Origin of the sequence: Vibrio sp. 2CM40D (assembly GCF_023161825.1) — a bacterium.
Taxonomy (GTDB): domain Bacteria; phylum Pseudomonadota; class Gammaproteobacteria; order Enterobacterales; family Vibrionaceae; genus Vibrio; species Vibrio alginolyticus.
Genome location: NZ_JALNTL010000001.1, coordinates 44968 through 58739 on the forward strand (window position 1 = coordinate 44968; position 13772 = coordinate 58739).

The following is a 13772-nucleotide window of genomic DNA, read 5'->3' on the forward strand; positions in this document are numbered from 1 at the left end:
AAAAGCTTTAGGTTTACTCTGATGTACAAAAAGAAAAATTGGTTCAGATAACGAATTTTTAACTCGAGGATAGGATAGTAAGCCCGAACCTTTCTATCCTCAACTAAACACCCATTTTGCACTGAGTAAATAGTTACTCACCATGCCTGCCAATATGCCTAAGATCAAAGCCAAATAGACCATCACCCCTTGCGTTCCTAGCGCGAGCGTTACGCCTTTGAACACAATAAAGTTAGGCAAAGCACTGATAAAGGCACTCGCCATAAATTTTTGCCATTGAGCGAAAGGGTTGGTTTTTTCTGCTTGAGAGAAAGTCAGACAGCGATTGCCAAGCCAAGTCGTGGTTGCCGCAAACAAAAATGCAATCCCACGAGCCAGCATCAGCTCAAGACCAAACCAATGGAACAACACAGAAAAGATAAGGGTGTCGACCATAAAGCCGACACCACCTACTAGAGCAAACCTTGTTAACGAAGCAAACCTTTCCAGCGAAGTAAATTTTGGTAATTTGCGCATTCCGTTATCCAACCACACAGGTGTAGAGTGAGCGTTTCGATTTTGCTGTGAACTCGTTGGTACAACTCAACGCATTTTCATGAATCATGCTATCCACTTGCTGCGATTTACCAATCAGGTGGAATTTCTTCAGATTGTTTAAGTCATTCTTATGTTTAAGCTTTTTCGCCTGACCATGACTATAGAACTGGCCTGAAAACGGGCGCTTACCAATGTAGAAGACCGGAGCATTATCATTAATTTGCGCGAAGATTATGCGGTCGCTGCGGCTATCTGCTTTGCCCATATTCAAAACCAACATCGCAATCATAAGCAGGGCTGGCAACACCGCTGCCGTTCCGGTCAGCCATTTGAAATCGTGTTTATCCACCAGCATTGCAATCAAGATACCCAATGCAGGCACACCCGGTAGTACGTAAGCAGGCAAAATATTCCCAGCCATGGTGAACAAGATCATTGGTGAAATCAGCCAACACATCAGGAAGCTAAACAGACCTTGATGATCGGTTTCAATGGCTTTGAGTACCTTACGACGTTTCCACGCCAAGATAGGCAATACAATTGACCAAGGCGCAGCCGATTGCAGCCAGAATACCCAGATCATTCCACGTGGTTGATCATGAGCAGAGCCATACAAATCCCCTTCCCAACCGGCGACAACAAAACGCTTAAAGTGCTCGCCAACAATGAAATAATCAATAAATCCAGGCGTCGCCATTTCTGCCATGATGTACCAAGGCAGAGCAATCGCCAGCATGAACACCAACCCCGACACAATTGGAAAACGCTGCCACAAGGCTTTGAAGGCACCAAAGAAACCATGCTGAATCACGAGCCAAGGAAACACTGCGATGCCCATGATCACGATCGCCACTGGACCTTTCGCTAACAGCCCGCAAGCCAAGCCAAAGAAACCGAGGTAACCCCACAATCGGCTGTGTTTGTCTTTTCCAAGCCAGCAGTAATAAAAGCCGACCATCGCCATCGTCATTGCCAACGTCAGTGCCATGTCTGTCATCACCGCGCCCGCCGCAATTGAAAAGATGCCACACGTCGCCAGTACCAACGCTGCGATGACTGCATTAAAGCCCGCGCGATACGCCATGAAAGCAACAAAAACAATCGTCGCAACACCCGCTAGCCAATGAGGCGCGCGCACTGCAAATTCATTCAATCCAAACAACTCAATGCCATAAGCACTCATCCACGTGAACAGGGGTGGCTTCCCCCAAAAAGGCACGCCGTAATCAAACTGTGGGGTAAGCCAATTGCCGGTTTCCACCATTAAGCGTGCCATTTCGCCGTAGCGGGCTTCTGTGGTGTCCATCAAAGGGTAAGCGGCAAGTGAAATAAGACGGAGTAAAAGAGCAAACGCCAACAACAACCACAGATGGGTTTTATTAATACTCATGATTACACGGTTTCTCCCAGTTTAAACTTCATGGTTTGGATGGATTGATGTTTTGCAGGCTGCTCGTAAACAGACTGAACAAGATAAAGAGGACGTTGCTTGGTCTCGACAAAAATGCGGCCAATGTACTCGCCTAAAAGACCAATCGACAGCAATTGCACACCGCCCAAGGCAAGTTGGACGACCATCATGGATGGGTAGCCAGTGACAGGCTCACCAAACACAACGGTTTTCATCACAATGAATGCGCCATAGATAAAGGCACTGAACGCCACTAACGCACCGGCAAGTGTCGCTAAGCGCAAAGGACGAATGGAAAACGAGGTAATGCCGTCCATTGCAAGGCCAATCAGCTTGAGGTAGTTCCATTTGGTTTCACCACAGAAACGAGCGTCACGCTCAAACTGAACCGTCACTTGCTTGAAACCCGGCCAAGAGAAGATGCCTTTCATGTATCGGTTACGCTCTGGCAACGCATTGATGTGTTTAACCACTTTTGCGCTCAGTAGACGGAAATCACCCACGTTCTCCGGCACATCCAATTTCGCCATGCTGTTAAGCACTTTGTAAAAGCAAGCAGCCGAGAAGCGTTTGAACCAAGTTTCACCGTGGCGTTCGCTGCGCTGCATGTTCACTACGTCATACCCTTCACGCCATTTTGATACCATTTGCGGGATCAACTCAGGCGGGTCTTGCAAGTCGGCATCAATCACGATCACCGCTTCACCTTGGCAGTGTTCCAACCCCGCACTCATGGCAGACTCTTTGCCGAAGTTACGGCTTAATGCAATACAACGAACATCGCTAGAAGATTGAGAAAAGTTTTGCGCGATCATTAGGCTGTCGTCTTTGCTGCCGTCGTCGACATAGACGATTTCACAGCGTTCTGGCATTTCATCCAAAACGGCGGCTAAACGACGATGAAATTCAGGCAAGACTTCTTGCTCGTTAAAGAATGGCACCACAACAGACAAAACTGTTTTAGGCTCAGTGTGTTGGCTCACCTTTGAAAAGGTTACAGCGTGAATGTTGAAGGTTGACATGCTACTCTTCCACTAAATCCGATGAATGAATCCAGTCTACAAACATCAATGTGAAAGAGATGTTATTGACATCTTTTTCACGTCCTTAGTGAATAATGTTCGGTTAATACGAAATGTTATTTTCGAACACCTGCCCACTTGGAGAGAAATACATGAAACGCGTACTTTTAGTCGAAGATAATCGAGAAATCGCAGGCATGCTGTTCGATTATTTTGAGTGTGCAGGTATGGAACTCGATTATGCAGACAACGGCGAGCTCGGCCTGAAACTGGCGATGGAAAACACCTTCGACATCATCTTGCTCGACCTCATGCTGCCACGCATGGATGGCCTGACCATGTGTAATAAACTTCGCGACGAGGGCAACAACACACCGGTACTTATGCTGACGGCGCTCGATAGCCGTGACGATATGCTCAAAGGCTTCCAACACGGCGCCGATGACTATCTGACCAAACCTTTCGACTTGGATATTCTAGAAGCGCGTATGATGGCGCTGATCCGACGTTACCGTGGCACTGTCGCATCGAGTAAGTTGGAATATGGCGAAGTCTCTATCGACCAAAAAACGCGTAAAGCTTACCGCCAAAATAAACTGTTGGCGCTAAACCCTACCACTTACACCATTCTGGAAATGCTTGTGAAAAGCGCGCCAGACGTGGTGACACGTGAAGAAATCGCCTTCCAACTGTGGCAAGAGAACGAGCCGAACAACGACGTTCTGCGAAGCCACATTTACCAACTGCGTAACCAACTTGATAAGCCATTTGAACAACATGTGCTGATCACCGTACCGAAAGTTGGCTTCCGCTTGGAGACAAGTGCATGATCAATCGCTTACTTGCTAGCACGCAAAGCACACAAAGTATGACAGGGCGACTCGCTCTGTTTTTCTCTTTTGTGTCGGTCGTGATTGGCATCTTCTGCTTTTTGTTGATTACTGGCTCCCTGCTTTGGTCTGAAGACCGCGTGGGCGAGCGTCGTATTATGGTCGACAAAAAAGAAGCGATTGAACATTTCCAGTCTCATCCAGAGCAAGGCAGTATTCAGCTTGACCTGCTCACTACCGCATACAACGACATCTCATTGGTTGCCGAGCGCTACCAAAAATACCTAATAGGTCAAAAGCACTTTCTTGATGAAGTAGAAGACGGTGAATACTCGCGCATGGTTTACATGAGTACTTACACCTACAAAGGCGTTGAACATCCCGTGATTCTGGTTTCCTTGATTGATGAAATCGAGATCACCTCAGAGGAATTCATTCTCGTCGTCGCTATGGTGTTATCGATTGTCGCCGTGCTGGTGTTCCTGTTTGGTAGCCTGTTGCTGCGTTTGTCACAGCGCTTAATTGAACCCGTCAATGCGCTTAAAACTCAACTCGATCACCACCAAGGCGATGCCACACAGACTTTTAGTGTGCCCGAGGGCTCGGCCAAAGAGTTCCAAACCCTTGCGGATGAATTGAATGAGTACCGCCACAAAATCAACCAAGTCATCAAGCGTGAGCAAGCCTTTGCACGATACGCAAGCCATGAACTGCGTACACCGTTAACCGTAATGAAAGGCTCAAGCAGCTTACTGGCGAGAAGTGCGAATACGGATTTCCAGACCCGCCAAGTGAACCGAATTCAGGATGCAACGCAGCAGATGTCGACCATGGTGGATGCCCTACTCGGCTTAGTGCGTTACGAGCGTAATGCAGATGACTCACCAGTACGCAACATCACCGAAGAAGAACTCAACCAAATCATCTTCCAAAGCCAAGCTCAGGCCGATGAGAAAGCACTTAGCTTTGATGTACAGATAGACGGCAACCCAAGAACGCGCGCGACCAATGCAGTGCTAACCATTATTCTTGGCAACCTGATTCGCAACGGCATCGCCGCGACACCATCGGGATCAATTCATATCAATATGGATGAGAACACCATCTCGGTGCGCGATGAAGGTGAAGGCTTTTCAACCATTCCGCATTCTGATGGGCACGGATTAGGTTTGATGATTGTGGACGATTTGTGCCAACGCTATGGCTGGCAGTTTAAGATTGGTACACATCCAGAAGGTGGCTGTGAGGCGGTGATTGATCTTGCGTCAGAGCATCAGGAATAACCGAAATGGTTGTACTGAAACACAGACTTTTTATCTGGGTTTAATGGCGTTACACTACGCGCCCTTTTTAACGGCAAGGTCGCGTGGTTGGACACGTCAGCAGTCACATGAAACTCTCTGAAAGCCCGATAACTCAACACAACTTCAACGGTCATACGTTTTTTCTTAAGCGTGATGACATGCTGCATTCTCACTTTTCTGGGAACAAAGCACGTAAGTTTATGGCGTTGATGGAAACGCAAAACAGCGACATCAAAACCCTCATCAGTTACGGCTCTGCTCAATCCAACGCGATGTATTCGCTAGCGGCTCTCGCCCAGATTAAAGGTTGGGCATTTGAGTTTTATGTTCATCACATTCCATCTTGGCTAAAAAGCTCCCCCATCGGAAACTATCGCGGCGCTCTCGATTTGGGTATGAAAATCACCGCCATGCAAGACATCGGTAGCGAACTCCACCCTAGTGAATACATCCACCAGGTACGAAGATTAGATGAGTCGACATTGCTTATTCCAGAGGGTGGACGTTCCCACCTCGCTGAAGCTGGCATCAAACAGTTAGCACGAGAAATTCTTGATTGGACGCGATTGAGAGGTAAAGAACAGTTTACCGTCGCCCTGCCATCAGGCACTGGCACGACCGCTTTATATCTTCATAAACATTTAAGCCCACACGGCATAGAAGTGCTAACTTGCCCTTGCGTAGGCGATGCAGATTACTTAACTGAGCAGTTCAACCAGCTCTGTGAAAACAGCCACCCAACCATTTTAACCATCCGCAACAAACACCATTTTGGTCGCTTGTACGAAGAAGATTACATCACATGGAAAGCACTCTTTGAGCAAACCGACCTCGAATTTGACCTGTTATACGACCCGTATATGTGGCAATGCCTCACCCCTTGGTTGGAAGAGAACACAGATAAAACGGTGATTTACATTCACCAAGGCGGGTTACTTGGCAACGAGTCGATGTTGCCAAGATATCAACGAGAATTTGAATAGCGTGTTCAGATAAAGTTGTTGTTGATTCCAGTGATTACACTATTTGATGAGCGCCAGAATTTCTTTGAATTCAGGTGCTCGGCAATCTTCGACCATTTCATACAAACACATTTCTAGCCCAGTGAGCACCACACCGTTAGCGGTTAACTTCGCAAGAGCGAGCGCTTTATTGGCAGCGGTTCGGGAAGATACACAATCCGTGACTAATTCAACGCGATAACCGGACTGGCGCAGAGAAACCGCGGTTTGATAGACGCAAATGTGGGATTCAATACCGCAAACCAACCAGGTATCAACTTTCGCGTTCTCCACCGCGACCTTAAATGTCGCCTCTTTGCAACCATCAAACGTGTACTTGGTAATAGGTAAATGCGTGCTTTCAAGCACTTCACGAATCGGCTCCGCGGTTGGGCCCAACCTTTCTGGATTCTGTTCTATCCACAGAATAGGCAAATCTAGTGCTTTGGCACCCTTTACCAGTTTCGTGATATTTTCAATCAGTGCGTCGCTTTCATGCATTAATGTAGCGAGTTTGCCCTGAACATCCACCACAATCAGGCCCGTGTTTCCTTTCGATAACATTTCCATCTCCTATCTTGTGCGACCACAAACCATACTCAACAAGTTGAGCAACAGTTAATGTATCAGAACCCTTTCATGTTAGAGCAATAAAACCTAGAAAGATGACCTTCGCTCACACATTTGCCCTTAGGTAAGGGTGGTTTGAACTGACTATTTAAATTTCTCTCGAATTAGTTCAATCAAGGCTTTGACTTTATTGGGCAGAAATAAGGCCGAGGGATAAATCAGAGTAAGATGCTGCTTCGGATGCGCGAATTGAGGCAGCACCTCGACCAACAAACCGTCTCTCAGTGCAGGCTTGGAATGAATTTGAGGAATAAACGCGATGCCGTTTCCTGCTATCGCCATCGAGCGCAGCAAGTTGAGGTCGTCCGAGCGCAACGCCACATGCAGATCTGAATCGAGCAAATCGGCATTGTAACGATTAGTTAAAAGGCGATGCTGCTTAAGATCTTCCACCGTTTTTACTGGCGGATGCGATTCTAGATAGGCTTTTGACGCAACAAAGTGACTACGATAAGGCAAAAGACTGAACTGCACATAGCTGTCATCGGTGACTTTGACCACGCTCGGAAGAAGCTGTAAATCAAACGATTGACGCTTAAGATCGACACTCTCTTGATGGTTTTCAATCTCGACCGAAATCTCCGGATACCGCGTTGTGTACTCGGTGATGATCGCGTTAAACGCGGCAGAGCTCATCAATGCGGAAGGAATGGCTAAACGCACCTTGCCCGTCAGCTCTTGTTGATATTCGTGCATGGCATTTAAACCTTGCTGAATATGGTCAATAGGCTGCCCCACCAACTCAAACAAGCGTTTCCCGTGCTCCGTCAACTCAATGCTGCGTGTTGTGCGGATCAAAAGCTGTACCCCGAGCGATTTCTCTAATTCTTGCAGGCGACGACTCACTTTTGAGCGTTGTAGTTGATTCGCCTCTGCCGCTGCACTTATACCGCCGTGAACCACCGTCTGAGTGAATAGGTAAATATCATCAAAACTAACGTTCATTGTCCTATTTTTAGGTCATTCATGTTCGTATTATCATTCTACTGAATTGTGAGTGACTTCTCTATAATCCGCTATCCAATATGTTTAACGGAACTTGTAATGACGGCTGACCAAAAATTTAAACACTGGATGCGAACTTTGATTGTCCTGTTCATCGTACTATTTTTGTACATTATCATTGCTGACCGCCACGCCCCCTTAACGACCGAAGGACGAGTACAAGGATACGTTGTCCAAGTCGCGCCCGAGGTATCTGGTAAAGTGACCGACGTTCTCATCGAGAATAACCAGTCCGTTCAAAAAGGCGATGTGTTGTTTACGATTGATGATCGTAAATACAAGATAGCACTTGAACAGGCGGAGCTGTCTCTGCAATCCGCTTATGAAAAAGAAGCAACGCTGTATTCTCAACGCGAAGCCGCTCTTGCCAATATTGCCCGCGCACAAGCGACATTTGATAATGCACACCGCGAGTACAACCGCTTACTGACACTATCGAAGCAGAAAGTCATCTCTCAATCGACACTCGATAATGCCTTTGCCCAAAATCAGGTATCACGTGCAGCGCTTAAAGCGGAACGACAAAACTTAAAAGTCATTGAGGCGCAATTAGGCGATCAAAAAGGTCAAAGCACCGCCGTTCGAATTGCCAAAAACGGCATCGAAAAGGCGCAACTTGATTTGGCAAATACCGCGGTACTCGCTCCCAGTGATGGTGTCGTGACCAACCTGCAACTAGAAGTTGGCACGATGGCAAACACCAACATGCCATTGCTGACGTTTGTACCAACAGGATCACTCTGGGTAGCCGCTGATTTTCGTGAAAAGTCCGTCGCGAACGTAGACAAGACTTTCCACGCCTTGGTCACATTTGATGCCAACCCAGGTTCGGTGTACGACTTTGATTTAGCTAGCCGCGATTACGGTGTAGCAGCCGCACAACAAACGCCTAATGGCGCACTGACCAAAGTGGAAGTGAACAACCGCTGGGTACGTGATGCGCAGCGTACACGAGTGAACCTAACCAGCAGCGAAGAGTTACCACCAGCACTGTTTGTCGGCTCTCGCGCTACCATTGTTTTGTACCCAGACAACAGCATTTTCTGGCAGTTGATGGCGCAAGCACAGATTCACCTCGCAAGCTGGTTCCACTTCATTTACTAGGCGGCGACAATGAAAACCTTACGAATTTGGTTCGGCTGCTCTTTAGGGCTCGCGCTAAGCATGATCTTCGGTTGGTCTTACGGATTTTTTGCCATCATGATGCCGCTGTTTATATTGGGCAGAATGGACAACTTTAATATTTCGGCTTTATTGATCGTGTTTTTCTCTGCGGTGTGGACAACCATACAAGCCACATTTTTGCTGGAATACTTGCAGTTTCATCCAACATTAATGACCGTTGCCGTCGGAATCATGATGCTGTTCAAGTGCATTGCAATGATGAACCAGAAAACCTATTTGTTTGGTTACATGGGGCTGTTGGTGGGTTCAATTGTGTTGAATTTTGCCAGCTATAACTTCATGGATATTGAAGAGTTCAACGTCAACATGTGGGTGATGGCGTTCAGCAATATTTTTGTTTGCGCATTCGCGTATTGGTTGTTCCCGGAGCCAAAATCCCCCGCCGAGCACATTGAGATGTCGACCCCAGTAAAAAGCGATATTGACTACATCAGCCAAGTTGCTATGGGTTGGGTAGTGGCGATGGCGGCATTTATCGTATTCCAAGTAGCGGACTTATATGACTCGCTGTCCGCACAAGCTTCCATTTTGATCATCCTAACCCCAATGACTTTAGCGGGCTCGCTCGCCATGGCAAAAATTCGCATCATCGGCACCGCACTAGGCTGCATCGCAGGGATGGCTGTTCAGCTGATATTGGGCAGTTGGTATGGGCATGGGCTACTCTTTTGGCTCGCCTTTACCATTGCAATGGGGCCATTCTGCTTGTGGCTCACCAAAGGGCAAATTAAAGCGGCTATCGCGTTTTCTGCCATGTCTGCCCTATCGGTTCCGCTGACGACCTCATTGGTGCCAGAACAAAAAGACGCGTTCTTTTCGATCTTGTACCGTTTCAGCTCGATTTTCGTCGCGGTTCTGCTCACCGCGATGGTGATGTGGGTGGTGCATCACTGGATTCGTGTGATGTTGCTAAAGCATCCTGAGATTAAGAGCGTGGAGTTGAATTAAATCTGGCCGAGGCTGGAAACGGGAAATGTATGCCGATCACTTTACTGTGAGCGGCATTTTTATTTAAAACGGTCACCCTGAACAACGAGGGACGAGGTGATTCAGGAGCTACCCACCGAGTGCTGTGAAGTTCTAAGGTTATCGCCATTTTCCAGTGAGTTGTTAGTAGATTCCTAGTCTCGTTTAGACTCGCTGGAATGACCCGACCTTGGAGCTGCTCTAATACCTGGTGGATGGCGAGCAATGTATCTTCCAACATCCGTCATCCTGAACAGCGAGGGACGAACGTGATTCAGGATCTACCCACCGAGTGCTTTGAAGTTCTAAGGTTATCGCCATTTTCCAGTGAGTTGTTAGTAGATTCCTAGCCTCGTTTAAACTCGCTAGAATGATCCTATATTGGAGCTGCTCCAATACCTAGGGTTGTGGCGAGCAATGTATCTTCCAACATCCGTCATCCTGAACAGCGAGGGACGAGCGTGATTCAGGATCTACCCACCGAGAGCTTTGAAGTGCGAAAGTTATCGCTATTTCCTAGCGAGCTGTAATCCGATTCCTATTCTCGTCTAGACTCGCTGGAATGACCCTCTCTTGGAGCAGATCCAATACCTAGGGTTGTGGCGAGCAATGTATCTTCCAACATCCGTCATCCTGAACAACGAGGGACGAGCGTGATTCAGGATCTACCCACCGAGTGCTTTGAAGTGCGAAAGTTATCGTCATTTCCTAGCGAGCAGTAACCCGATTCCTAGTCTCGTTTTAACTCGCCGGAAAGACCCTATCTTGAAGCTGCTCCAATACCTAGGGTTGTGGCGAGCAATATATCTTCCAACATCCGTCATCCTGAACAGCGAGGGACGAGCGTGATTCAGGATCTACCCACCAAGAGCTTTGAAGTGCGAAAGTTATCGCTATTTCCTAGCGAGCTGTAATCCGATTCCTATTTTCATTTAAACTCGCTAGATTGACCCTAATTTTAGTTCATGGTGCGGAGCCTAAGTATTAATATCAACCCACCAACTCTTTACGAATGATCTCCGCACCCGCACTTAACGCATTGAGCTTAGCGGTCGATACTTCACGAGACAAAGGTGCCATACCGCAGTTGGTACATGGGTAAAGCTTGTCGGCATCAACGTACTTCAACGCCTCTCGCAATGTGTTCGCTACTTCTTCTGGCGTTTCAATTTCGTTAGTAGCGACGTCAATCGCACCAACCATCACCTTCTTACCGCGAATCAACTCAAGCAACTCAATAGGCACTCGCGAGTTATGACACTCAAGCGAGATAATATCGATATTTGACTGCTGCAATTTAGGGAATACTTCTTCGTATTGTCGCCATTCAGTGCCTAGCGTTTGCTTCCAATCTGTGTTCGCTTTGATGCCGTAGCCATAGCAGATATGCACCGCAGTTTCACATTTCAGCCCTTCAATCGCACGCTCTAAACATGCAATGCCCCACTCGTTCACATCATCGAAGAACACATTGAACGCAGGTTCATCGAATTGAATAATGTCGACACCCGCCGCTTCAAGCTCTTTCGCTTCTTGGTTGAGGATCTTCGCAAATTCCCAAGCCAGCTTTTCACGGCTACCGTAATGATCATCATAAAGCGTATCGATCATCGTCATAGGGCCTGGCAGTGCCCACTTGATAGGTTGCTTAGTTTGCTGACGCAAGAACTTTGCATCTTCAACAAACACGGGCTTTGTGCGGCTTACTGGGCCAACCACCGTCGGAACACTTGCTTCATAGCGGTTGCGAATGGTCACCGTTTTACGGTTTTCAAAATCTACGCCGCTTAAATGCTCAATAAAGGTCGTCACAAAATGTTGCCGAGTTTGCTCTCCATCACTGACGATATCAACGCCTGCCAGCTCTTGTTCTTGCAAAGCGACACGTAGCGCATCGCGTTTGCCATCAATCAGTTCTTCACCTTGCAGTTTCCACGGCGACCAAAGTTTTTCTGGTTCCGCTAGCCAAGAAGGTTTCGGTAAGCTCCCAGCCGTTGAAGTCGGTAATAGTGTTTTCATCGTCATTCCTTTCTAGATTCTCGTTATCGATTACGCGTAGCTTGCAGACCATTGTTCAAGCACAGATTGATAAGGTTTGATGAAATGCTCCTCGGCAAATTTCCCTTGTTCAACTGCCAGTTGGCTGCGCTCTTCTCGGTCGTAAACGATTTGAGTTAGCGAGTGGTCTAGGTTTTTTAGGTTTGGCTGGTAGCAATTACCGGCAACCGCGTTGGCATTGTAAATCTCAGGTCGGTAAATCTTCTGGAATGTCTCCATCGTGCTAATCGTACTGATAAGCTCTAGGTTTGAATAATCGTTCAACAAGTCACCGAAGAAGTAGAATGCCAATGGTGCAACACTGTTTGGCGGCATAAAGTAGCGCACCTGTAAGCCCATCTTTTTGAAGTACTGCTCCGTCAACGAAGATTCGTTCGGCTGATATTCAAAGCCCAAAACAGGATGTTGGTTTTCAGTACGTCGGTATACTTTGTTGTCCGATACGCTCAGACAAATCACTGGCAGCTTTTTGAAATGCTGTTTGTAAGACTCAGAATTAACGAAAGCTTTGAACAGTTTGCCATGCAAATCACCGAAGTTCGCTGGGATGCTGAACTGTGGCTGGTTTTTGTTGTGGTCCAACAGCAAAACGCTAAAGTCGTAATCACGCACGTATGAAGAGAAGTTGTTGCCCACAATGCCTTCGATACGCTCGTTAGTGTTGTGGTCAACAATGTTAGTTTTGAGCACTTCAATCGATGGGAAGGCTTCTCCACTACCTTGGATATCCATATCAACGGAGATGATTTCAAGTTCAACGGAGTAGCGGTCACCTTGCGCGTTATCCCAATATGCCAACGCATTAAAACGATTGTCGATCATTCGGAGTGCATTGCGCAGATTCTCTCGGCGGTAGTTTCCGCGAGCCAGATTAGCAAAGTTGGTAGTGATTCGCGTGTTGTCTGATGGTTGGTAATTCTCATCAAAGCGAATGCTTTTGATAGCAAATGTGAAATCGTTATTCATCGTGAGTTGGTATCCTATTTCCTTAGATAAAGCAGACTTTTCCTAACTCTGTGCATGGGGACATTTTTTGTTTTTTGGTTTTCCCAATCGTTAGGTTGCACAACACTTACGACGAACGGTTCGTACAAAAAACGACCGTCGCAGTGCCTAACACCAGAGCAGTCCTTTTTTTATACTTGCTTCACGAGTTGAGTAATATTGGTATTGTTTCACATTGAACATGAAGGAAATTCATAGTGGCAGTTCCAACCCTGAGAGAGCTATCGTAGATACTGTTTTTTATTGACACCAATACACGTAACTTGGCGAGCATATTGCCAATATGTGTAATTAAGAAACGGATAAGAGATTAGCAGTACGTAAACCAGTTTAAGCCGAGAAAACGCATTGTATGAACAAGGCACCAACTGGAATATAGGACAGCGTAACTTAAATAGCACTTTTCACACTCCATCGTTTATTCAAGCATTCGTTTAATTAGAAGTATGTTACATTTTATATTCTCGAAAAATGATTATTTAATAATCTTATTTATTTCTTTTTCTATCTTTACCATCTTAAACGTAAAGTTTAATTTCCTACTATAAAAGCACATATAACTTTATACATGAACATGGCAACTTCATTGACGGACTTTATCACTAAACTATTATATTAAGCTCTAAAAAAATAAGAACAAAAAAACATAAACCACTGTTTTAATTTGAATTAAACCCATAAAACCGAGATAACCACATAACGATACTTTACTTAATTTGGTATAACAAAAACCCTAAAAATAACATGGCTAACATTTATAAAATTCACTTTTATCAATAGAAAATCTCAACACAACATTAGAAAATTAAAATTAAGCA

Annotated in this window: 12 protein-coding genes; 5 read left to right on the top strand and 7 right to left on the bottom strand. The window is 46.3% G+C overall.

Going from position 1 to position 13772, the window contains the following annotated elements:
* Positions 1 to 99: 99 nt before the first annotated feature.
* The 3 genes from MTF70_RS00190 to MTF70_RS00200 are packed head-to-tail and all read right to left on the bottom strand — an operon-like array spanning position 100 to position 2970.
* Positions 100 to 516, bottom strand: a complete 417-nt coding sequence (locus tag MTF70_RS00190; protein ID WP_031781328.1) for a GtrA family protein — start codon at positions 514 to 516, stop codon at positions 100 to 102.
* Between the two features lie 4 nt (positions 517 to 520).
* Positions 521 to 1927, bottom strand: coding sequence for a glycosyltransferase family 39 protein (locus MTF70_RS00195; protein ID WP_025767252.1), 1407 nt, complete (start codon positions 1925 to 1927; stop codon positions 521 to 523).
* Between the two features lie 2 nt (positions 1928 to 1929).
* Positions 1930 to 2970, bottom strand: coding sequence for a glycosyltransferase family 2 protein (locus MTF70_RS00200; RefSeq protein WP_025767251.1), 1041 nt, complete (start codon positions 2968 to 2970; stop codon positions 1930 to 1932).
* 152 nt (positions 2971 to 3122) lie between these two features.
* Here MTF70_RS00200 and MTF70_RS00205 point away from each other — a divergent pair, with 152 nt between their 5' ends.
* From MTF70_RS00205 to MTF70_RS00215, 3 genes are all read left to right on the top strand, one after another.
* Complete coding sequence (locus MTF70_RS00205) at positions 3123 to 3800, top strand: response regulator transcription factor (RefSeq protein WP_005376751.1); 678 nt, start codon at positions 3123 to 3125, stop codon at positions 3798 to 3800.
* A complete protein-coding gene (locus MTF70_RS00210) occupies positions 3797 to 5083 on the top strand; it encodes a HAMP domain-containing sensor histidine kinase (protein WP_005376750.1) in 1287 nt (428 codons plus the stop codon). The genes MTF70_RS00205 and MTF70_RS00210 overlap by 4 nt, the downstream gene beginning before the upstream one ends.
* Positions 5084 to 5190: 107 nt before the next feature.
* Positions 5191 to 6087 (top strand): 1-aminocyclopropane-1-carboxylate deaminase/D-cysteine desulfhydrase, encoded by an 897-nt coding sequence (locus MTF70_RS00215; RefSeq protein WP_005376749.1) that lies wholly within the window; start codon positions 5191 to 5193, stop codon positions 6085 to 6087.
* Between the two features lie 39 nt (positions 6088 to 6126).
* Here MTF70_RS00215 and MTF70_RS00220 read toward each other — a convergent pair whose 3' ends face one another.
* Complete coding sequence (locus tag MTF70_RS00220; protein ID WP_005376747.1) at positions 6127 to 6669, bottom strand: hydrolase; 543 nt, start codon at positions 6667 to 6669, stop codon at positions 6127 to 6129.
* A gap of 150 nt (positions 6670 to 6819) precedes the next feature.
* Positions 6820 to 7680 (bottom strand): LysR family transcriptional regulator, encoded by an 861-nt coding sequence (locus MTF70_RS00225; protein ID WP_005376746.1) that lies wholly within the window; start codon positions 7678 to 7680, stop codon positions 6820 to 6822.
* Between the two features lie 99 nt (positions 7681 to 7779).
* Between MTF70_RS00225 and MTF70_RS00230 the strand changes: the two genes are divergently transcribed.
* Positions 7780 to 8844 (top strand): HlyD family secretion protein, encoded by a 1065-nt coding sequence (locus tag MTF70_RS00230; protein ID WP_005376744.1) that lies wholly within the window; start codon positions 7780 to 7782, stop codon positions 8842 to 8844.
* A gap of 9 nt (positions 8845 to 8853) precedes the next feature.
* A complete protein-coding gene (locus MTF70_RS00235) occupies positions 8854 to 9873 on the top strand; it encodes a DUF2955 domain-containing protein (RefSeq protein WP_025767250.1) in 1020 nt (339 codons plus the stop codon).
* Between the two features lie 1008 nt (positions 9874 to 10881).
* Here MTF70_RS00235 and MTF70_RS00240 read toward each other — a convergent pair.
* Together MTF70_RS00240 and MTF70_RS00245 are read right to left on the bottom strand one after the other, a co-directional pair.
* Complete coding sequence (locus MTF70_RS00240; RefSeq protein ID WP_031780992.1) at positions 10882 to 11910, bottom strand: methionine synthase; 1029 nt, start codon at positions 11908 to 11910, stop codon at positions 10882 to 10884.
* A gap of 30 nt (positions 11911 to 11940) precedes the next feature.
* A complete protein-coding gene (locus tag MTF70_RS00245) occupies positions 11941 to 12915 on the bottom strand; it encodes a DUF1852 domain-containing protein (protein WP_025767248.1) in 975 nt (324 codons plus the stop codon).
* Positions 12916 to 13772 lie beyond the last annotated feature (857 nt).

What these genes read in the sequence shown, in the direction of transcription:
- MTF70_RS00190 (WP_031781328.1), bottom strand. Translation starts at nt 516, where the DNA reads ATGCGCAAATTACCAAAATTTACTTCGCTGGAAAGGTTTGCTTCGTTA.
- MTF70_RS00195 (WP_025767252.1), bottom strand. Translation starts at nt 1,927, where the DNA reads ATGAGTATTAATAAAACCCATCTGTGGTTGTTGTTGGCGTTTGCTCTT.
- MTF70_RS00200 (WP_025767251.1), bottom strand. Translation starts at nt 2,970, where the DNA reads ATGTCAACCTTCAACATTCACGCTGTAACCTTTTCAAAGGTGAGCCAA.
- MTF70_RS00205 (WP_005376751.1), top strand. Translation starts at nt 3,123, where the DNA reads ATGAAACGCGTACTTTTAGTCGAAGATAATCGAGAAATCGCAGGCATG.
- MTF70_RS00210 (WP_005376750.1), top strand. Translation starts at nt 3,797, where the DNA reads ATGATCAATCGCTTACTTGCTAGCACGCAAAGCACACAAAGTATGACA.
- MTF70_RS00215 (WP_005376749.1), top strand. Translation starts at nt 5,191, where the DNA reads ATGAAACTCTCTGAAAGCCCGATAACTCAACACAACTTCAACGGTCAT.
- MTF70_RS00220 (WP_005376747.1), bottom strand. Translation starts at nt 6,669, where the DNA reads ATGTTATCGAAAGGAAACACGGGCCTGATTGTGGTGGATGTTCAGGGC.
- MTF70_RS00225 (WP_005376746.1), bottom strand. Translation starts at nt 7,680, where the DNA reads ATGAACGTTAGTTTTGATGATATTTACCTATTCACTCAGACGGTGGTT.
- MTF70_RS00230 (WP_005376744.1), top strand. Translation starts at nt 7,780, where the DNA reads ATGACGGCTGACCAAAAATTTAAACACTGGATGCGAACTTTGATTGTC.
- MTF70_RS00235 (WP_025767250.1), top strand. Translation starts at nt 8,854, where the DNA reads ATGAAAACCTTACGAATTTGGTTCGGCTGCTCTTTAGGGCTCGCGCTA.
- MTF70_RS00240 (WP_031780992.1), bottom strand. Translation starts at nt 11,910, where the DNA reads ATGAAAACACTATTACCGACTTCAACGGCTGGGAGCTTACCGAAACCT.
- MTF70_RS00245 (WP_025767248.1), bottom strand. Translation starts at nt 12,915, where the DNA reads ATGAATAACGATTTCACATTTGCTATCAAAAGCATTCGCTTTGATGAG.